This is a genomic window from Rhizobium sp. SG570 (assembly GCF_012275345.1).
In the GTDB taxonomy this organism is placed as follows: domain Bacteria; phylum Pseudomonadota; class Alphaproteobacteria; order Rhizobiales; family Rhizobiaceae; genus Rhizobium; species Rhizobium lusitanum.
Genome location: NZ_JAAZQI010000003.1, coordinates 374524 through 392532 on the forward strand (window position 1 = coordinate 374524; position 18009 = coordinate 392532).

General features: G+C 57.2%; 20 protein-coding genes and 3 pseudogenes. 10 read left to right on the plus strand and 13 right to left on the minus strand.

What is annotated here, in order from left to right:
- Positions 1 to 39: 39 nt before the first annotated feature.
- Positions 40 to 354 carry a co-chaperone GroES gene (gene groES / locus FHT28_RS09060; protein WP_037190968.1) on the minus strand — a complete coding sequence of 105 codons (315 nt, stop codon included), beginning with the start codon at positions 352 to 354 and terminating at the stop codon, positions 40 to 42.
- Between the two features lie 279 nt (positions 355 to 633).
- On the opposite strand from groES, the gene FHT28_RS09065 reads away from it, so the two are divergent.
- The 3 genes from FHT28_RS09065 to FHT28_RS09075 all read left to right on the plus strand — a co-directional run bounded on the left by FHT28_RS09065 (position 634) and on the right by FHT28_RS09075 (position 1972).
- Positions 634 to 906, plus strand: a complete 273-nt coding sequence (locus tag FHT28_RS09065; protein WP_037190967.1) for an usg protein — start codon at positions 634 to 636, stop codon at positions 904 to 906.
- A gap of 221 nt (positions 907 to 1127) precedes the next feature.
- Entirely contained in the window at positions 1128 to 1601 is a 474-nt protein-coding gene (locus FHT28_RS09070) for an Hsp20 family protein (RefSeq protein ID WP_047555755.1), read from the plus strand.
- Positions 1602 to 1672: 71 nt separating this feature from the next.
- Entirely contained in the window at positions 1673 to 1972 is a 300-nt protein-coding gene (locus tag FHT28_RS09075; protein WP_047555928.1) for a DUF982 domain-containing protein, read from the plus strand.
- 251 nt (positions 1973 to 2223) lie between these two features.
- Here the strand turns inward: FHT28_RS09075 and FHT28_RS09080 are convergent, their stop codons facing one another.
- Positions 2224 to 2655, minus strand: coding sequence for a hypothetical protein (locus FHT28_RS09080; protein ID WP_168595865.1), 432 nt, complete (start codon positions 2653 to 2655; stop codon positions 2224 to 2226).
- Positions 2603 to 3778, minus strand: coding sequence for a DUF2252 family protein (locus tag FHT28_RS09085; protein ID WP_168596030.1), 1176 nt, complete (start codon positions 3776 to 3778; stop codon positions 2603 to 2605). The genes FHT28_RS09080 and FHT28_RS09085 overlap by 53 nt, the downstream gene beginning before the upstream one ends.
- Positions 3779 to 4081: 303 nt before the next feature.
- Between FHT28_RS09085 and FHT28_RS09090 the strand changes: the two genes are divergently transcribed.
- Complete coding sequence (locus tag FHT28_RS09090) at positions 4082 to 4378, plus strand: PRC-barrel domain containing protein (RefSeq protein WP_168596031.1); 297 nt, start codon at positions 4082 to 4084, stop codon at positions 4376 to 4378.
- A 344-nt stretch (positions 4379 to 4722) separates the two neighbouring features.
- Here the strand turns inward: FHT28_RS09090 and FHT28_RS36090 are convergent.
- The 3 genes and pseudogenes from FHT28_RS36090 to FHT28_RS09105 form a co-directional block, all read right to left on the minus strand.
- Positions 4723 to 4812: pseudogene (locus FHT28_RS36090) on the minus strand (NAD(P)-dependent oxidoreductase); the annotation flags it as partial.
- A gap of 194 nt (positions 4813 to 5006) precedes the next feature.
- Positions 5007 to 5714, minus strand: coding sequence for a DUF72 domain-containing protein (locus FHT28_RS09100; RefSeq protein WP_168596032.1), 708 nt, complete (start codon positions 5712 to 5714; stop codon positions 5007 to 5009).
- A gap of 475 nt (positions 5715 to 6189) precedes the next feature.
- The gene (locus tag FHT28_RS09105) at positions 6190 to 7005 is read right to left on the minus strand and encodes a transglutaminase family protein (protein WP_168596122.1); all 816 of its coding nucleotides are present in this window, start codon (positions 7003 to 7005) and stop codon (positions 6190 to 6192) included.
- Positions 7006 to 7389: 384 nt separating this feature from the next.
- Here FHT28_RS09105 and FHT28_RS09110 point away from each other — a divergent pair, with 384 nt between their 5' ends.
- From FHT28_RS09110 to FHT28_RS09120, 3 genes are all read left to right on the plus strand, one after another.
- Positions 7390 to 7686: a hypothetical protein gene (locus FHT28_RS09110; RefSeq protein ID WP_168596033.1), complete on the plus strand. Its 297-nt coding sequence runs from the start codon at positions 7390 to 7392 to the stop codon at positions 7684 to 7686.
- 68 nt (positions 7687 to 7754) lie between these two features.
- Positions 7755 to 10403 (plus strand): DNA ligase D, encoded by a 2649-nt coding sequence (ligD, locus tag FHT28_RS09115; protein ID WP_168596034.1) that lies wholly within the window; start codon positions 7755 to 7757, stop codon positions 10401 to 10403.
- 56 nt (positions 10404 to 10459) lie between these two features.
- On the plus strand, positions 10460 to 11323 hold the full coding sequence (locus FHT28_RS09120; protein WP_168596035.1) for a hypothetical protein: 864 nt from the start codon (positions 10460 to 10462) through the stop codon (positions 11321 to 11323).
- Between the two features lie 236 nt (positions 11324 to 11559).
- On the opposite strand, the pseudogene FHT28_RS36095 reads toward FHT28_RS09120, so the two are convergent.
- The 4 genes and pseudogenes from FHT28_RS36095 to FHT28_RS09140 form a co-directional block, all read right to left on the minus strand.
- Positions 11560 to 11675: pseudogene (locus FHT28_RS36095) on the minus strand (Ku protein); the annotation flags it as partial.
- Positions 11676 to 12235: 560 nt separating this feature from the next.
- Entirely contained in the window at positions 12236 to 12595 is a 360-nt protein-coding gene (locus FHT28_RS09130) for a hypothetical protein (RefSeq protein ID WP_168596036.1), read from the minus strand.
- 179 nt (positions 12596 to 12774) lie between these two features.
- Positions 12775 to 13203: a hypothetical protein gene (locus tag FHT28_RS09135; RefSeq protein WP_168596037.1), complete on the minus strand. Its 429-nt coding sequence runs from the start codon at positions 13201 to 13203 to the stop codon at positions 12775 to 12777.
- A gap of 275 nt (positions 13204 to 13478) precedes the next feature.
- Positions 13479 to 13691 (minus strand): hypothetical protein, encoded by a 213-nt coding sequence (locus FHT28_RS09140; protein ID WP_037190950.1) that lies wholly within the window; start codon positions 13689 to 13691, stop codon positions 13479 to 13481.
- A 257-nt stretch (positions 13692 to 13948) separates the two neighbouring features.
- Here FHT28_RS09140 and FHT28_RS09145 point away from each other — a divergent pair, with 257 nt between their 5' ends.
- Positions 13949 to 14212 carry a hypothetical protein gene (locus FHT28_RS09145; RefSeq protein ID WP_037190949.1) on the plus strand — a complete coding sequence of 88 codons (264 nt, stop codon included), beginning with the start codon at positions 13949 to 13951 and terminating at the stop codon, positions 14210 to 14212.
- Between the two features lie 257 nt (positions 14213 to 14469).
- Here the strand turns inward: FHT28_RS09145 and FHT28_RS09150 are convergent, their stop codons facing one another.
- Both FHT28_RS09150 and FHT28_RS09155 read right to left on the minus strand, forming a co-directional pair.
- Positions 14470 to 14967 carry a BON domain-containing protein gene (locus tag FHT28_RS09150; RefSeq protein ID WP_168596038.1) on the minus strand — a complete coding sequence of 166 codons (498 nt, stop codon included), beginning with the start codon at positions 14965 to 14967 and terminating at the stop codon, positions 14470 to 14472.
- Between the two features lie 164 nt (positions 14968 to 15131).
- On the minus strand, positions 15132 to 15587 hold the full coding sequence (locus tag FHT28_RS09155) for a hypothetical protein (protein ID WP_246703106.1): 456 nt from the start codon (positions 15585 to 15587) through the stop codon (positions 15132 to 15134).
- Between the two features lie 471 nt (positions 15588 to 16058).
- Between FHT28_RS09155 and FHT28_RS09160 the strand changes: the two are divergent.
- Positions 16059 to 16262 (plus strand): annotated as a pseudogene (locus FHT28_RS09160) (DUF2934 domain-containing protein); the annotation flags it as partial.
- A 44-nt stretch (positions 16263 to 16306) separates the two neighbouring features.
- The gene (locus tag FHT28_RS09165) at positions 16307 to 16723 is read left to right on the plus strand and encodes an HD domain-containing protein (protein WP_168596040.1); all 417 of its coding nucleotides are present in this window, start codon (positions 16307 to 16309) and stop codon (positions 16721 to 16723) included.
- Positions 16724 to 17162: 439 nt separating this feature from the next.
- On the opposite strand, the gene xth is transcribed toward FHT28_RS09165, so the two are convergent.
- Positions 17163 to 17942, minus strand: a complete 780-nt coding sequence (gene xth, locus FHT28_RS09170; RefSeq protein WP_168596124.1) for an exodeoxyribonuclease III — start codon at positions 17940 to 17942, stop codon at positions 17163 to 17165.
- Positions 17943 to 18009: the final 67 nt, after the last annotated feature.

Genomic DNA, 18009 nt, shown 5'->3' on the forward strand with positions numbered 1-18009 from the left:
TTTACTAGGCAGCAAGTTCGACTGGTGATTGGAAGCGCCTTAAGCGGCCTGCTTCTGCGTTGCCTGGGCCTCGATGACGCCCATGACATCGCTTTCTTTCATGATCAGAAGGTCTTCGCCGTTGATCTTGATCTCTGTGCCCGACCATTTGCCGAACAGGATGCGATCGCCGGCCTTGACGTCGAGTGCCTGCAACTGGCCGGCATCATTGCGCGCACCGGGGCCGACAGCGATGACCTCGCCTTCCTGCGGTTTTTCCTTGGCGGTATCGGGAATGATGATGCCGCCTTTGGTTTTCTCTTCGGATTCAACCCGGCGGACAAGAATGCGATCATGAAGCGGTCGGAACGACATGTTTTCCTCCAATGGACAAACAATGATGACGTTGTTCCCCGGCCGGACCGGATGACCAGTCCGGGCGGGCGCAAAACCTCGATCGAGCGTCTTGCGCGAAATGATCTGGTTTGTCGGATTTTCGATTTCAAGAGGTCAAAATAAAAAAATTAGCACTCTTCAGGAATGGCTGCTAACACACTGGAAAGGAACAACAACCTGGCCTCGAGCGTTCAAAAAATCATTGATGGATGCAAAAATTTACGCCACCTTCAGATTGTTACGAAACGGAGATGAAGCATGCGATTTTCATCGGATCTGGAGCGTCAGCTCAACGGTTATGGCCTTACCACCGCGCATATCCTCTACCGCATTCCCGATTTCGAATCCGTCCTTCAGACTTATGTCTGGCAGGACTATGATTTGGCTCCCGATTTCCCTGAGATGCAGAAGTTCCTCAACTACTGGCAGGCGAACCTTGACGGGCCGCTGCATTCAGTGCGCTACACCCATCAGCGTCTGATCGGACCCAGCGAATGGCGCCGCGTTGAAGGCGAGTTCAAGCTGCATTGAGGCTCGAGGGTCTCCATCCAAATCCGGACGTTATGGAGGCCCAAAGAGCTCAGTCGCCAAGGAATATACAAGCAAGAAAAAATTTTCAGACGAGGCTCTTGAACTCAAAAATCCGAAAAACCAAATCGATTGCCGCCAGCCGCTGAGAAAAGGGCTGGTCATGCTGGGAGCGCTGTCTTTCGGCGCTTCCGTATCCATGTTGCTTCAAGGAGGATATGGCTATGGCAACGACTTATAACTATGCACCCCTGTTCCGCTCGAGCGTCGGCTTCGATCGGGTCTTCGATCTTCTGGAAAATGCCCAACGCGGTCGTTCGATCAGCGATTGGCCACCCTATGACATCATCAAGACCGGAGACGACAGTTACCGAATTACGATCGCGGTGGCGGGCTTTGCTCAAGACGATCTCGACATCACCTTCCAGTCCAACCTTCTAACCGTGACGGGCAAGAAGGAGGAGACCCCTGGTGAGGGCTACCTGCATCGCGGCATCGACGGCCGGCCGTTTGAACACCGGTTTGAGCTTGCCGACCATGTTAGCGTGAGCGGAGCCGATCTGAAGAACGGTCTGCTTTCGATCAACCTTGTTCGCGAGATCCCGGAGGCGCTCAAGCCGCGGAGAATCTCCATTGAAGCCGCGCCCGCTTCGACATCGACTGCACCCGCACAGATCGACGCGCAGAAGGCAGCTTAATCCGCATTCTGTTGAGCAAGGGCGCCGTCATGACGGCGCCCATCAACATCTGGGTTGGGAAGGAGAGCATGATGAAACCCGATATGTTCCAAGAGCCCGTTTCTATTCTTGTCGGCCTCGGCTTTCCGGCCGAGATTCGTTCGGTGACGGAAGCTTATCGACATCTCATGGAATGGCCGGCCTCTTCTAGAGACCCCGCGCATTCAATCGCGCTCAAGGCCTGCGATGCGGCACTACGAGGTGAAATTGAAGCTGAGACCGTGCGCGGCCTATTTGCCGCCTTCGCCGAGAAACACGATCTCCTGGCGCCCGACGGCGATGTCATCGTCGCGTCCCGGCTGCGGCGGGACAGAGATCCGCACGTGCGTTGAGAGGCGTCGATGAAGGAGAATATCTTGAAACAAGCCGTCAGCGATGCCGTGGCGATTGGTCTGGCTGTTCTGATGTCGCGAACGTCAAGTTTCGGCGTCTCATTGACGTCGTGACGACAGTCCGCGCTTCCGAAGATGACAATCGGACGAACTTGGCGGACTGAGCGTTGGATATCCAGGGATCGATTCGAAGACGGTTTCGTGCGGGGAGCGCTTAAACCGGTTCGATCCACGGGGTGCGTTTGCCTCGGTCAGCGCTTTGGCAGATGACGAACCATAGTCTCGATCCAGCGACGTGTTTCGTCGACTTGGTAACTGCCATAGCACCTCGACCAACGCACAAAATTTCCACGTCGTGAACGCTCACCGGGAAATGGATAGCCGCGAAGTTGGGGCAAACCTTTAACTCCGATCAATTTCGCGCCGGTTGCTGTCTTTTGCGCGAGATTGATTGTAGCGAGCTTCAATACCGCCGCCGGGTCCGGTAATCGGAAAGCTTTCAGAAGGTCTATCGAGGTAACGAAGCTAGGCCGGTGGATGGCGGTTTGCTCCGTCGACGCGACAAGCTCTATCGGCTGAGCCAGCCCGTGCGGTTCATGATCGGTGCCTGTTTCGGCAGGGTTGCTGCTGCTAGTGATGTTCGAGCGCGATTTGCCGGCAATGTTCGAGATAGGCTTTGTCATGGATCGACAAGAGCTCGGTTACGCACGTCCAGAGCCACGACGGTGCATCCGGCTTCCTCTTGCGCCCGCTGGTAAGTTCGCCCGTCCACGAACGCCACTCTTGCTCGCCCATCTGCCGGGCGTGAGCAAGGCCCACGACCCCGCCGAGATAGTGGCCGATTTCGCAGAGTTCTTTTGCGCCAAGACGTCCGAGGTCGATTTTCATATCCTGGGGCGCGATCTCGCGAACGAACACAGCCTTATCCATCACCCTTGCCGCAACCATGCGATTGCCGAGATTGGGTGACAGAGCCTTTGCTCCCGCGACGACCCTTTCGGCATCGTCGCGCGGCATTCCGGATCCGGCCGCCGAAGGGGCGGCGGCACCCATTGCCTCCTTGATATCAAGCAACGAAACCGGCCGGTGCTTGTCATCACCAACCAAAACAGCGCATCGCAGATGGCCGAGCGAACTGCAGCCCTTGACCCAGTAAGCTGCGTCAAGCACGGTCGGGTTGCCCGATTTTTGCAGTTTTTCCGGCTCAAGGACGATTTCCCCCAGTTTCCTCTGCCGGCAAAGCGCAAGAACCGCGGCGCGTTCGGACCTGTGCAGCGGCCAAAGGCGCTTGTTGCGGGGAAGCAAGGGGTGTTTTGTGTGAAAATTCTCCATTGCTAGATCTCGCCAGCGCCTACGCAATGAATGTCTGACAAGCTTTCTGATGTCCTTCGGTTGGCGCAGGTGCGGTGTGTGCGCCTGACTTTCCCCGGATGCGGATTCGTATCCACCAATAAGGGCATCCAGCATTCTCGCAGTGGTCACACCAGGAAGGTCAGAATCCCGCGCGGCGGAGGCGAGAGAAAGCCCCAGCCTTATGAGATCGTGAGCGGGATTGCCAATGACAGCCTGATCGAAATCCCTGATCTGAACGGCAACGTCGCCGTTGCGATTCGCCAATGCCCCGAGATTGCCCAGATGACAATCACCACAGATCCACACGGCGGGTCCGTCAGGGACTGAGAAAGAGTGTCGGGCCAGCCAGTTGTAAAACAGTCTGGTGGTCCCCCTGATGTAGGCTTCCGGGGACCGTGCCATCTTGAGGTTTCGTCGGGCGATCAGGAGAGAATCGCGGTCCTTGGCGCTCATCCGTTAGCCCTCGCGTCGCACATCGTAAGGCGCGGCGTGCATCCTAATAGGCGGTAATTCAAAATGAGTGTCCGCTGCACGGCCATCCTCGCGAACGCTTGGAATAATTATCATAACGCCGCCTCGTCGGAACAGTTCCGCAGGCCGACCGGCGTTGCCTCTGAGCCCCACTTCAGCGATCGACCGGCTGGGCGTTGCCTTTCGCTGACGCGGTCGGACATTGAAACTCACTTGTGAGCGTGGGCACGGAACAAACTTCGTTCGCTTCGGTTACCCCTCCTCAGGAAACAAGGAGGATCACCAATGGATCATACAAATCATGTTCGCCTCGTCACGACTGAACTGACGCCTGCCGTGCTTGAAGGCGCGACCATTTACGGCGCGGACGACCACAAAATAGGCACGCTGGATCACATCCACGGCTCCGGCGCAAGCGGCACCGCCGTCATCGACGTAGGCGGCTTCCTCGGCATCGGAGCAAAGCCCGTAGGCGTTGCGCTAACGGATCTGCAATTCATGCGCGACGAGGATGGCGATGTCCATGCCGTCACAAACTGGACAAAGGATCAGCTCAAGGACATGCCAGAGCACAAAGACTAGCGTTCTAAGCTCACGAACATCAAAGCCCGGCCATCGCGCCGGGCTTTTCCGTATCTCGGCGGCCTTGTAGAGCTCCGCGATCCGTAGGCAACTCCTGGGCGAAACAATTGAACAACCTCATCCAGTCGCAACTGCCGCTGATCGCGGTGATCGAAGCCGCGATCAGTCCGTATTGCGTGGCGAGCGCGGTGAGCGGAGAAGGCTTCTTCGTTAACATCGAGCGGGACGATGTCGGTATTTTGCCCGCTTACTTCATTGATTTTCTGGAAATTCCTCACGGGGGAGGCTCATCGTTCGCAATGAATGATAGGCCTCTGTTCCCCTCCGAATGGCGATCCTTGGCGTCAAAGGATCGGTCTACCGCCGGTAACCGCGATCGTGGCGCCAGAGACATAGCTGGATAGAGGATCGGCCAACATCACCTACGCCGTCGCTGAACCGCCAAAGAGTTCCGGTCCGATAACAGATCGCAGGACCCAGCAGCCACCACCTAGGCCAGATGGCGGCCATCTTCATCTTCAGACTACTACCAGGCGATTTCATAGAACGACGCCCCGCGGCTCTCTGGGTCACAGGAAGGGATATCCCTGTGCAGGACAACGTTGGCAGCCAAGTGTCGTGGATCGATTTAGACGTTGAAGTTCGGCATTATGCCACGCATCTTCAGCGCATTTTCGCAGGCCGCTCCCGACGCAGTGTTGTCGAAAACGCACCAGCTGTCGGCGGCAAGCAACCCCGCAAAGGAAAGGATCTCCTGGTCGTTGTAGCTCGAATAGTAGATCTTTGGTTTGCCGTGCAGACGAACATAACGAGGCGGATGCAGAAAATCCGTAGTCCGCCAGACAGGAGCGGGATCTGCCAGTACCCGGTCAAGCGAATATCGGTCAATCAGAGCCCTTGCTTGGGCCGCCGCCCAACTTTCGTGTCGAACCTCAAGAACGATTGGGCCGGGATGCGCACTTCGCATCGTCTCGAAGGCGCGCTCGGCATCATACGGATCGAACATTAAAGTCGGTGGCAGCTGGCAAAGCAAAGGCCCGAGTTTCTCGCCCAGCGGCAAGATCTTCTGGAGAAAGATTTCGAATGCTCCGCCGATGTCTCTTAGCTTGCGAACATGGGTGATCTCTTTCGGAATCTTGATCGCAAACCGAAAATCTTTCGGAACTGAATCAGCCCATCGACTGAAGGTGGCTGCTTTATGCTGCCTATAAAACGTCGAATTTATTTCGACGCCCTTAAACACCGCCGCGTATCGGCTAAGTCCACTTCCTTCTTCGGGAAAGCGGTCGGCGACTGCTTTTGGAATTGACCAGGCGGCTGTGGCAATGATCGGCAAGTTCCAGTTCCTCTCGATGGGCGGAAGCGCTTGAAGAAATTGCGTGATGCCTGTCAGTAACCGAGAAGCCGGGGCCGTTGTTCCAACTGTCCATCGCCGGCAGGCGGGCCTGAACACGGCGATACACCGCTCGGGCGACCTGGGCAGCCCGCGGACTCGCATCGATCTAATGCGACTGGCCGACAACAACGCCAGCTTCTCGAGAGGGCAGATTTACGGAGCCGCCGGCCTGAAGCGGCCGACCCTAATCCGACGTCGTTTATGGCAAACGACCATTCAGCAGATGAAGCGCCCCGGTCCTTACAGTCCGTAGTTGGGCAAAACCGTACGAAGCTCGAGATCGATAGCCCGCCATGACTTCAAGAAGGAAATTGGCTCCGCACTCCCGTGATCACAATACGTCGCTCGAGCAACATCGCCCCGACCAAGTGTCGGCTCAGTGCCGCGTTTTTGTGACGCTTCCAGATGGCCACGTTTAAACGGCTCCGGGAATTTCCTCTGTCACAACTTCGAAACGCGACAGGGTTGCAGGGCCGAAGGCAGTTGTGAGCGCAACGTCGGTGGCGTCCCGGCCGGTCGCCATCAAGATGCGGCCAATGCGCGCCTTGTTATGCCGGGCATCGACGGTATGCCAATGGCCTCCGAGATAGACTTCGAACCAGGCGCTGAAATCCATCGGGCTAGGATCCCTGGGGACGCCGATGTCGCCTAGATAGCCTGTGCAGTACCGTGCCGGGATGTTCATACAGCGGCAAAGCGTGATGGCGAGATGTGCGAAGTCGCGGCACACGCCGACGCGGTCATTGTATCCGCCAAACGCCGTCCGGAGGGGATTCGCCTTCTGATAGTCGAACGTGATGTGATTGTGTACGAAATCAAGGATTGCCTTCACGCGTGGCCACCCGAGGGGCGTGGACGAGAACTGCTTCCAGGCGAAGTCCGTCAGTTGGTCGGTATCGCAATAGCGGCTACCCAGCAGATAGACAAGCACCTCGTCCGGCAGATCCTTGATATCGTGCTGAAATGCATGTTGCGGCACCGGATCTGGAAGACCTCCGTCATAGATCTCGAACTCTGTTGAGATCGTGGTTATTCCGGGCGGTGCGACGATTCGGCTGCAAGCATTACCGAAGCCGTCAATGTAGGACCAAGCCTCGATTGGCCGATCGAAAATCACGACCTGTTCCGTAAGAAGATCCACGCGGCGGGAGGGGTGAATATTGAGGACCAACAACATGGGGGTGGCCTGCTGGCATTCATAAGCGAGGTGAAAGCCCGCGCGTATCTTCATCATTGTGTCCTTCGTACGAGATATCCGCCAGAAGCGATCATTTAGCGGCAACGCGCGGGCAACGAAGGTGTTCCGCTCACTCGTGGAGTCCTAATGCTGCGATCATCGGTCGTGACTTTCACCTGTACGGACATGTCGGCAAAATCGTGTGGACTTCCGGCGCAGCTTAATTCCCCACCAAACAGCTCTTGTCGCTCATCCTAGCTTCAAGGATCTGGGAGCCGGCGCGGATCTCAGTTGAGGACATACGCCGAAACAAAGAGAGAACATAGTCAATCTTCGCGGCGGTATCAGCAAGTCCAATTATATGGCTCCTGCACACTGGGAAACTACTAGCCCGCCAGGGCGTTTTGATTCTGTGAGGTTAATAGCAGGAGAAGGGCAATGGCAGACGACAGTACCACGACAATGTGGGCGACGTTTGACTCCCGCGAGGCGGCCGAGCTTGCCGTCGAACATCTGGTTGAGCTGCGCGGTATCTCAAGGCCGGACATTTTCATCCAATCTGCCACGACCGAAAATACCGCAGGCTCGGCATCGTCCGGTAGTGACGCCTCTCACGATGGAGAAGCGCGCACCGACGCCGCGCTCGAAGGTGAGATCGTGGTCGCCGCCGATCAGATCGCCTTCGTTCAACGCAATCACGGTGATGCTGGCGCGATCCGTGTATTGGGTCGCTAGGTCGCCAATGGAAGCCGGCGGGAAAGCCGGATCCCTTCTTTTGCCAGAATTGGAGGAGCTTGGAGTTTATGACCGACAATCTTTCGACGTACCGTGCAAAGCGCGATTTCAAGAAGACCGGGGAACCGAGTGGCGAAGCTCAAGTCAAGCCATCGAACCGCCGGCGATTCGTGATCCAGAAGCACGATGCTACCAGTCTCCACTATGACCTTCGGCTTGAACTCGACGGCGTCTTCAAATCCTGGGCCGTGACGAAGGGGCCTTCGCTCAATCCGCACGAAAAGCGGCTGGCCGTGGAGGTGGAAGATCATCCGCTGGACTACGGCGACTTCGAAGGCACGATCCCAAAGGGGCAATATGGCGGCGGTACGGTCATGTTGTGGGACCGCGGCTATTGGGAACCGGAGGGCAGCAAGTCGCCAGAAGAGGCTCTGAGGAAGGGCGACTTCAAATTCACCCTGGAAGGCAAGCGCCTCCATGGGAGTTTCGTCCTCGTTCGCATGCGGCATGACCGGGATGGCGGCAAACGGACCAACTGGCTGTTGATCAAGCATCGTGACGACTTTTCGGTCGAGGAGAACGGCGCCGCTGTCCTTGAAGAAAACGCTACGTCGGTGGCGTCCGCGAGGACGATGGAGGCAATCGCATCCGGAAAAGGCAGGAAGCCGAAGCCATTCATGCTGCATAATGGCGAGGTCGAGGCGGATGCAGTATGGGACAGCAGTCACGGTCTTGCCGTCGAGGGACGCCACACAAGGACCAAGACCGCGAAAAAGCCGGCCGCCGCCAAGCGGATGAAATCCGCCATGCCGGATTTCATCCCGCCGCAACTGTGCGAAACCCTGGCTCGCCCGCCATCAGCCGACGGTTGGATCCATGAGATCAAGTTCGACGGCTATCGCATTCAGATGCGAATTGAGGATGGTGAGGTGACGTTGAAAACCCGCAAAGGCCTGGATTGGACAGGCAAGTACCCGGCCATCGCCAGGTCGGCTTCCGCTCTTCCAGATGCCATTATTGATGGAGAAATCTGCGCACTCGACGAAAACGGCGCCCCGGATTTCGCCGCTCTGCAAGCCGCGCTGTCGGAAGGAAAGACCGACGCTCTAGTCTACTTCGCGTTCGACCTCCTTTTCGTCGGGGACGAAGACGTGCGCGAGCTCCCGCTCACCGAACGAAAGGAACGGCTTGCGGCGCTCTTGTCGGGCGCCGGCGAAGATCCGCGTCTGCGCTTCGTCGAGCATTTCGAAACCGGTGGCGATGCCGTTCTCAGATCTGCCTGTCGTTTGTCGCTGGAAGGGATTGTCTCCAAGCGGGGCGATGTGCCGTACCAATCGGGCCGCACGGAGACCTGGGCGAAGTCGAAATGCCGGGCAGGGCACGAAGTCGTCATCGGCGCCTACGCAAAAACCAATGGCAAGTTCCGATCGTTGCTCGTCGGCGTCAATCGCGGCGACCACTTCGTCTATGTCGGGCGCGTCGGCACGGGCTATGGCGCCAAGACCGTCGAGACGTTGCTCCCCAAACTGCGGGAGATGGAAACATCTAAATCGCCGTTCACGGGGATTGGCGCGCCGAAGAAAACTTCCGATATCGTTTGGCTGAAACCAGAACTCGTTGCCGAGATCGAGTTTGCCGGCTGGACGGCCGATGGCCAGGTGCGTCAGGCGGCCTTCAAGGGCTTGCGGGAAGATAAGCCGGCCGCAGAGGTCGAGGCCGAGAAGCCGGCCTCACCCGCCAAAACCGAGGTGCCCGACCCCGAGACGTCGAAACCTGCGCCAAAGCCCTTTCGGAAGGGCGGGAAGGTGGAGGTGATGGGCGTGATGATTTCCAGTCCGGACAAGCCGCTATGGCCGGATGCCGGTGATGGGGAGCCGGTGACCAAGGTTGATCTGGCGCGCTATTACGAAGCCGTCGGCTCCTGGTTGATCGACCACATCAAGGGGCGACCTTGTTCCATTATCCGCATACCCGACGGCATTGGGGGAGAACAGTTCTTTCAGCGACACGCCATGCCGGGAACAACGAACCTGCTGGAACTGGTTACGGTTCTTGGCGACAAGAAACCATACCTACAGATCGATCGGGTCGAAGGTCTTGCTGCGATCGCCCAGATCGGCGGTGTCGAGCTACACCCGTGGAACTGTGAGCCTGGTCAGCCGGAGGTGCCCGGCCGTCTGGTGTTCGACCTCGATCCCGGTCCCGATGTCAAATTCTCCACCATCGTCGACGCCGCCCGCGAAATCCGCGACCGGCTGGACGACCTCGGGCTCGTCAGCTTCTGCAAGACGACGGGTGGCAAGGGACTGCACGTGGTGACGCCGCTTGCCGTGCCGAAAGGCAAGAAACTCAGCTGGGACATAGCGAAGGGCTTCGCCCATGACGTCTGCGAGCAGATGGCACGTGACAATCCGGGTCTCTACCTGATCAAGATGGCCAAGAACCAGCGTGAAGGGCGCATCTTCCTCGACTACCTGCGCAACGATCGCATGGCGACGGCTGTCGCACCTTTGTCTCCACGGGCGCGGCCGGGCGCCACGGTGTCGATGCCGCTGACATGGACCCAGGTCAAAGCGGACCTCGATCCAAAGAGATTTACGGTTCGCACAGTTCCTGGGCTGCTTGCGACAAGCTCGGCATGGCAGGATTATTGCGACGGTCAACGGCCGCTTGAGCAGGCTATCAAGCGCCTCGGGAAGTCCAGACAGGTAGCTTGAGCGTTCGTGGCGGCCTGGCGACTGAACAGGATTTCGAATTCGTGCGGCAAGGCACCATGGAAAAGGAACAGAACGAAGCCACCTCAACTGAGCCGCGCGTTGGCGCAACGACAGACTTGCCTCACGATCGGATTACCGTGCAGCGCTTTCGTGAGTCTTTCCCGCGTGCACGCTGGAGTGACACCTTAAATGCCTGGTTTGTGCCCGGCCGGACCGCCGAGAGGCGAATTGGACGCTGGCGCGCCGAGATGGAAGCGGAGGCGGACGCTTTTGCCGACGAAAAGGGCAGGGATGCTTTCGCATTCGATCCAATCGAAAGCCGCTATCTCGAAGCGACGCCTTCGGCCTTTCAAATCCGGACACCCTACTCGCGCACTGTCGTGAACGAAATACGAGAAATCCCGTTCGCGCGCTGGGACGCGGATCGCCGGCTGTGGACTGTCCCTTACCGATCATACGACGAACTCCGCCGACGATGGTCCGCAATCGAGGCGGCAGCCGCGCGCAACGAACCCGAGGTTAGGAAAGCGCGCCGCGAGGCCACTAAGGGCACGGAGGAAGAGGAGATATCGAAGGCGAAATTGAAGGAGCGTAGGCGAAAACGCTATCCTGTTCCCGCTGACGATGTCCCGCCGTTCGAGCGTGCGGTCGGTACGCATGCCGGTGTCGTTATCTTCATCGGCACGGATGCCGAGCTGGCAGACCCCGCGACTGTCAGTGCGTTCTATTTTCCTGCAGGGCAGAATGAGGAGCATGTATGGGCGCGGTGGCGGCTCGGTTCTTTGGAGGAGCTGGTGATGACCTGGCCGGCACGAATGCGATCTGGAGAGGAAGAACTCATTCGAGGTTGGTGGTTCCCGGATCTGGAAGAATTGCGAACCGCGCGGCAAAAGGCCAGATCAAGACGGCGCGCCCAGTAGCGCAAGGAAGAAAAGCATGGCAAGTAAGTGGTGATAGCTGGGAGAGAAGCGCCCCGATTGGGCAGGCGGCAGATGCTGAACGAGCTTGAAAAGCTTCGAGCTCGCCGCAGATCTACCCGCGTGAAATGGTCAGGCTACCGTCCGGTCGGGGCATCCCGTTCGGCCACCGTTGAAACGGGGTTTTGGAAAATCTCGGCTGGTTCGGCAAGCGACTCACACCGGAAATGTGCGCGGATGAGCGTGTTGGCGATCAGGCCCTTAGCATGTGGGCGAATGAGAACGGTGGGCATCCGTCGGAACAGAATAGTCCGGGCAAGGGCCGCGACCTTTTTCATTTTATGCCGTCCCGCAGCCTATCGCTTAGTCTCGACTAAGTGTAGCCATTTCAATTGTCTCGATCAGATCTGTGGTTGGCGAAGGCTTTGACAGCCATACGCCGATGCGAGGGCGGGCTCCCGGTCGGCGACAGCGATGACGTCGCGGAGTAGACCATAAATGGGACGTTTCTCTTTACTAACATCTGAGCATTCCGTCTCGCAGGCGCGGATCGACGATGGCGAATACAGGGCTGCTTCGCTTGAGCCAGGCTTCCGCGTCTGCGCAGGATGAGATGGTTCGAATTTCTTGAAAGCCCACATTGCCGAGAGCGTCCTCAACGTCGAGCGCTATTAATGGCTCGTCTTCTAGCAGTAGGACAACCCGACCGCCACCTCTCCCAAATACCGCACGAAAGTACTAATGACACGCGTTGCCGAAATGAGGAGCGCGCTTGAAACAAGATCAACGTCGACGAAAATCACTTCTCGCCAACCCTTTGGAGGTCCAGGCATTTTGCGTTGGGCATTGACGCTGGAAGGAATAGCACCGGACGAAGCCTCTTCTGTCCAAGATAATCTAGATCGATCGGCGTTCTCAACGCGTTGCGCCGAAGACCCAGGCGAGGGCGGCGACGACCGCCACTGCTGTTAATGGTTGCTTGCGGATCCGATCTTCGATTTTACGAACCGCGCTCCAACCATCAGCCTTGGCAGTACGTGCCGTCTTCGAAACTAGCGGTGAGCCGAACGCCGCCTGCTGCCGCATCGCGCTGTTGGCCGCCTCGGCATCGACCCGCACGACCGAAACCGCACTACGCGTGGCCGAAATCGGGTCGGACGCGGGAAAAGTGCCCTCGAGCCCGGTATCGAGCTCGCTCATTCGGGCGCGGGTCCGCTGCTCCTTTTGTTCCTTACGCATGGACTGGACCGCAGGCGATTGTTTGGACGTCGGCATAAATGTTTCCTCCATAACGTTTAGGTGGTCAGGGTAGCGATCGCGAAAGACGGCCCCTGCCGATGGGGGCGCAGATTTGCCGGTTTCGGAAACCGGCTTTCTTGGTTGTATGGCCATGGGACGGCCAGGCAATCGAGGAAGATCGCAGTACGCTGAACTTCGCATAGCCGCCCTCATGATCAGAGCCGTACCTCCTTACCGGGGTAAGCTGTCCCGATCGCGCTGACGACCAGTAGTTTTGCCGCCAATGCGATAAGACCCAGTGGTAAACGATGGATAAGTCTTCCGGCCACAAAGGCCGCACTAGCTGCCGCCGAAAGCTTCAGCCATGGATGTGAACCCATCTGCGCATGCGCGCAGCCATCAACCCATTCAACTTTGGCGTCAACGACCCTCGCCGCCTGAATGAGGATTGTGTTGACGCGCGCTCGGACAATCGCAATGTCGGTCTCGAGAGCTTGCAAACGCATTTCCAGTTCTTCAAGAGCGTGGGGCTCGTCTACGACATCAGCACCCTCCCCAAAAGAACGGTATTCGTCGAGAATTGTCGGTGCGCCGGCAATTTTGTTGCCTCCAATGCTGTCAGATTCGATATCGTTCGGGTTCATTGTGAATTCCTCAACATCTGGAGGGGTCTCGCACGACATATGGTGGCTCATCGCCAGGAATTGTCACGAAGTCTCCCGGCATCGATCAGCTAGCAAGGAACTCGTGCAGACCAACAATGTTCCGCCAATGCAAGAGTGCCCTTGCCCGCCGCCCACGAAGTCTGGCGATCGGTGGTGTAGAGCAAGCGCGCTACAGAACAGAAATTGGGTTACGTTTGCAACAGCGTAGCCCGGCGCATATCAGCGAAAAAGATTTTCCAGGCCGCTGTGATCCTCTACCGTACATCCATTTCTTTTGTTAGCTCGTTGATCGATGGGGCTCGTCGTTTCGCTGCCATCAGCAGATCCAATTCGATTGATGAGGGTCCGAACCGGACGAACAGGCTTTTGGCCGTTTCCGCCGTAAGTCCATACTTTTTCTGAAATTCTGCCAGAGAATAGGGAATACCGCGTATCGGCCGACGCCGCTTGCAAAGCTGCGCTTCCATCTGTAACCATCCCGTTCGTTTCACTCATCTAATGGATGGCCACATAGAAAGTTCCGTTCACCGCAGTGTTAAAAGTCTCCCTTTGAGGATGTGAACCGAACGTTTTTGGCCGCATGACATCACTGGTTGCTTGGCAGGGACCATACCATCGACAAAAGTAGCGAATTCAGGTCCTTCTCCCGCTCACAGTCCTCTCGAGCCGATCGATCCAATCATGCTTTTGAGAGTTTTTCTTGAAGGCAACATGGAAGAGCATGATGGACATCGATCCTCCAGTCGTCATTGGGGCCGGTCTCGGGTTGATGGCACCAACGCTTACATCCAGCTCTTTGGTGAGCGTCAAAAAGCGCGCTCAGGCATTGCAACTGGGTCTTCAATTCGGCGCGGAAAACGGCACCGTTCTGGGCATGGCGCTCGTCGGTTCGCTGGTGGTTCGTTCCGACGCCTTCGTCACTGGCGCGCATGCCGCGCTGATCATTTCAGCGTGTCTTCTTTTGGCGGCAGGGGTAGCTATTCTGTAGTGGTCACGTTTGGCTCTTGCAAGCGAACCGGCCGTGCTGACATTCCAGAAATTGGGCTTGTCGCTTCTGTAGCGTCGACCAAAAATCGTCCTCACCGCAACTTGTAGAAAACAGAAAACCGGGACCCTCCCATTCCAGGCCGGTTAATGCCCCGGTGGGATACACAACGACCCGCCTGGTAGTGCGATCCACCCGGCACAAGGCTAGAGTCAAGTGCAATGCAAGGTAGAAACTGCGAGCCCAAGCTCAGCTTTCTGCTATGCGTCCGGCGGTATATGGGACTCCACGCCAATAGTTCGCAGATTGTTGCGAACTTCGACGACGCCGGGCACGGACAGGACGAATACTTCAATGTCTCGGAACATTGACCTCGTTTCGACGCTGCCGTCCAATGTCACGATGCCGTTGTTGGCATGCACATCGATGCTGTCGGCATCGATCTCGTCGTCCTGATGGAGCCATTCGGTAATTGCCGCTTCCAATTCATCGCTGCCGATGCGATCCGTTGATAGAGGGCCGGCGGTGTGGGCGGAGTTTTCCTCAAGGCCCGTCGCGTTGGCTGCGTCTACGATGAGATACGTGTCGGCCTCTTCGTCGAAATTCGGCGGGTTGGCGCCATATCCCCGATTTTCCGTATTGGCCGAGCCGAGCCCACCTTCGTCAGGATACGGCCAGCCATCACGTTTGTCGCGGTCTTGATAATCGCGATAATCCTCTTCCCGTGACAGATTTTTCGATTTTCGAGACTGCGTCATGATTATCTCCTTTGTTCTGATCAGTTAAACAAAGGAGCCCCGATTTTGTTTCAATCATATCTGTCACGTGATGGCCAAATGGATGAATGATCAAGACCTGACATCCGACCTTCCAGGCTGACGCGAGGTCCGCTCATTCTGCGCCCCTGGCGCGCGAAACGGGATCATTTGTTCGTGCGGTCGAGCAGGATACGCATTTCGTCGAAGCGCCGCTTCCGGTCGGCATCGGCATCGCTTGCGGAATAGCAGACCTGGGACACGCAGAACCGCGTGAGATGGTAAGGTGGGTCGGACTTATCGAATTCACATTCGAAGCTGTCGATCATATCTGACTTGCTGGTTCCAGGTCGGGTGGAGTACGTCAAACGAGCTCCGGGCGGCTTCAATTCTGGAAAGGATTGGATGATTCCGACGTTGAGATGATCAGTCAAAAGGAAATTCTTGGCAACGACCTGGCATATGTTTTCGAGCTGAGGTGATTGAGCCTCTGCCACGGCTGGCGGCAACAGGAGGGTGGCCGCCACGATCAACGTCTTCAATGCTTTTTCTCCGATGTTCGGGCGTTCGGTCATTCTCTGGCGGGGCCAAAAATCGCTGCTAGTGCCTTGAATAGTACCCATGGATGATGGCCTTTCCGCAGTTCTAAAATGACTGCATATCGACGTTGAGCGCGCATTTTATAGTCTTTTCAAATGTCTGCTGTTGGAGCAGCTGTGCCGGTGATTGCGTTCAATGGTAATTGATGAGCGTCACCACTCCCGGAGATTCGCCTATGAACCGATGAAAGAACGATCCAACGTTCTTTCGGTTCCGGAGAAGCGGACGAAGACCGGGTTCTTTTCGCCCTTCCGCTGGAACAGATCGGCCGATGATCTCGTCAGAGGTGTCGCCATCAGGACATCCCTCCAAATACAGCATGTCTGCGCCAGTCGTCCGCGGAGTGAGCGAAAGCTTTTGGGGTCGGCGAGCACAATCGGAACAATGCTCCACAAATTGAGTTAGTCACGAGGCAACGGCACCAAGCAAGAGAAGTTGCGAAACACGTTCAATCCTTGCGGTGCGCGAATTGCCCAGTTGGATCACGGGGAATTATGGCTACTGACAAACATGAACAAATCCGCCGCCGCGCTCACGAAATCTGGGAGAACGAGGGTCGCCCCGATGGCGCTGCGTTGCGCCATTGGCTGCAAGCCTGCGATGAACTGGAGGAGGACAATGAGCACGAGACATTGCAAGACCTGCTAGATGCAGACGATCATGACGCTGAAGCCCTTCTTCATGCCGCCGGCGAAGCGTCGTCAAACCGGACGCGTAAAAAGACCGCAGGGCATTGATCGTCATGCAACATCTTGACCACGCGATCCAAATCGCACTCGAGGCCCATGAGGGACAGGTCGACAAGACAGGCCGGCCGTTCTTTGAGCATTGTCAGCGGATCGCGCTTGTCGTTTCCGGCAGTGAAGCTCGGACGGTCGCATATCTTCATGACGTCGTCGAGAAGGGAAGAGGTTGGACGCTCGACCGCCTGAGGGAAGAAGGCTTTCCGCCAACGATTGTGTCGGCTGTAGATGCAATGACGCGACGGATGGGGGAAACAGATGATGAGTTCGTGAGACGGGCAGCATCAAATCCGCTTGCGCTGCCCGTCAAGCGAGCGGATCTCGAAGATAATTTGTGGCAGGCAGAGCAGACCGGCATGAACCCTGAGAAATATCAACGGGGGCTAGATATCCTGTTCGGCGTGATAGACGGCTAAACGGCGCCTTCGCCCGCCTAAAGCACCGGGCAGCCCATACCTCAACGAAGGCGGGTTCCGTTGGAAAACATCGCCGGGCTCCATATTCGCGGACGTGAAGAGCTTCTCGCGGACGATGCCTGGCGAGTGCGAAAAGATGCGCGGTTGCTGACTGCCGACGATCGAAGAACATTGCGATGCGCCACGCGGCCAACGGAGCGAAGCTCGGCCCCATCAGCGTTAACCAGAGCTAGGTGCCACACTTTCCTCACCAGCCTCTGGCAGCGTGCCTACGCCCGGTGTCTTTGTCTCGTCGATCAGATGTTCGGATGTTCCGCCGAACTTGCTGGCTTTTTCTCGTTTTGTGCCTCAATTGCCTGTTGCGCCTTCTTGTCTTCTTTCGCCATTCCTCTGATCCTTCCTATTCGTATCCCCTATTGGCCATCATCGATTTTCGTCTTCAGACCGGTTCGTCTATCTCGATCATGACGGGGGCGTGGTCGCTGGTGTGGTCCCAGCTTCTCGGATCTCGATAGACGTTGGCTGACCGTAAGAACGGCGCAATGGTGGGACTTAGGAGAAGATGGTCGATACGCAGTCCGGCATCGCGCTCAAAGGAATTCCGCCAGTATTTCCAAAAGGTATATATCCGCTCGTCCGGATGAAGATGCCGGATCGCATCTGTCCAGCCCTGTGCGACGAGGCCCGCATAGGCCTGACGTACTTCTGGGCGGAACAGTGCGTCGTCCCGCCAGCGCTCCGGGGCATAGACATCCATATCCGTCGGCATGACATTGAAGTCACCCACGAGCAGCGCGGGAACCTCAAGCTCGAGCAGGTCCGCGGCGTAGTCATGCAGGCGTCGGAACCAGGCGAGCTTATAGTCGAATTTCGGGCCGGGTGCGGGGTTGCCATTCGGCAGGTAAAGGCAACCCACGAGCAAACCTTTGACGGCCGCCTCGATATACCGGCTGTGGGTGTCTTCCGGATCGCCTGGAAGCCCACGCCGCGTGAAAACAGGCACCGTGCCCTTGGCGAGGATTGCCACACCGTTCCAGTTCTTTTGGCCGTGCCAGATCGCGCCGTAGCCGGCGCGCTCGAGCTCGCGATGAGGAAACCTGTTATCAGGTGCCTTGAGTTCCTGAAGGCATGCAACGTCCGGGATATCCTCTTCCAACCACCGAAGCAGAACCGCTAGACGCCCATTGATGCCGTTGACGTTATAGGTGGCTATCTTCAGCATGTTTTCCTCGTGCGTGACGCAGGGCCGTCGCATCCGCAGGTCCGTGTTGCGCGGCCCGCACTCG

Excerpts from the sequence above, each read along its gene's own strand:
- groES (WP_037190968.1), bottom strand. The coding sequence starts at position 354 with ATGTCGTTCCGACCGCTTCATGATCGCATTCTTGTCCGCCGGGTTGAA.
- FHT28_RS09065 (WP_037190967.1), top strand. The coding sequence starts at position 634 with ATGCGATTTTCATCGGATCTGGAGCGTCAGCTCAACGGTTATGGCCTT.
- FHT28_RS09070 (WP_047555755.1), top strand. The coding sequence starts at position 1,128 with ATGGCAACGACTTATAACTATGCACCCCTGTTCCGCTCGAGCGTCGGC.
- FHT28_RS09075 (WP_047555928.1), top strand. The coding sequence starts at position 1,673 with ATGAAACCCGATATGTTCCAAGAGCCCGTTTCTATTCTTGTCGGCCTC.
- FHT28_RS09080 (WP_168595865.1), bottom strand. The coding sequence starts at position 2,655 with ATGACAAAGCCTATCTCGAACATTGCCGGCAAATCGCGCTCGAACATC.
- FHT28_RS09085 (WP_168596030.1), bottom strand. The coding sequence starts at position 3,778 with ATGAGCGCCAAGGACCGCGATTCTCTCCTGATCGCCCGACGAAACCTC.
- FHT28_RS09090 (WP_168596031.1), top strand. The coding sequence starts at position 4,082 with ATGGATCATACAAATCATGTTCGCCTCGTCACGACTGAACTGACGCCT.
- FHT28_RS09105 (WP_168596122.1), bottom strand. The coding sequence starts at position 7,005 with ATGAAGATACGCGCGGGCTTTCACCTCGCTTATGAATGCCAGCAGGCC.
- FHT28_RS09110 (WP_168596033.1), top strand. The coding sequence starts at position 7,390 with ATGGCAGACGACAGTACCACGACAATGTGGGCGACGTTTGACTCCCGC.
- ligD (WP_168596034.1), top strand. The coding sequence starts at position 7,755 with ATGACCGACAATCTTTCGACGTACCGTGCAAAGCGCGATTTCAAGAAG.
- FHT28_RS09120 (WP_168596035.1), top strand. The coding sequence starts at position 10,460 with ATGGAAAAGGAACAGAACGAAGCCACCTCAACTGAGCCGCGCGTTGGC.
- FHT28_RS09130 (WP_168596036.1), bottom strand. The coding sequence starts at position 12,595 with ATGCCGACGTCCAAACAATCGCCTGCGGTCCAGTCCATGCGTAAGGAA.
- FHT28_RS09135 (WP_168596037.1), bottom strand. The coding sequence starts at position 13,203 with ATGAACCCGAACGATATCGAATCTGACAGCATTGGAGGCAACAAAATT.
- FHT28_RS09140 (WP_037190950.1), bottom strand. The coding sequence starts at position 13,691 with ATGGAAGCGCAGCTTTGCAAGCGGCGTCGGCCGATACGCGGTATTCCC.
- FHT28_RS09145 (WP_037190949.1), top strand. The coding sequence starts at position 13,949 with ATGGACATCGATCCTCCAGTCGTCATTGGGGCCGGTCTCGGGTTGATG.
- FHT28_RS09150 (WP_168596038.1), bottom strand. The coding sequence starts at position 14,967 with ATGACGCAGTCTCGAAAATCGAAAAATCTGTCACGGGAAGAGGATTAT.
- FHT28_RS09155 (WP_246703106.1), bottom strand. The coding sequence starts at position 15,587 with ATGGGTACTATTCAAGGCACTAGCAGCGATTTTTGGCCCCGCCAGAGA.
- FHT28_RS09165 (WP_168596040.1), top strand. The coding sequence starts at position 16,307 with ATGCAACATCTTGACCACGCGATCCAAATCGCACTCGAGGCCCATGAG.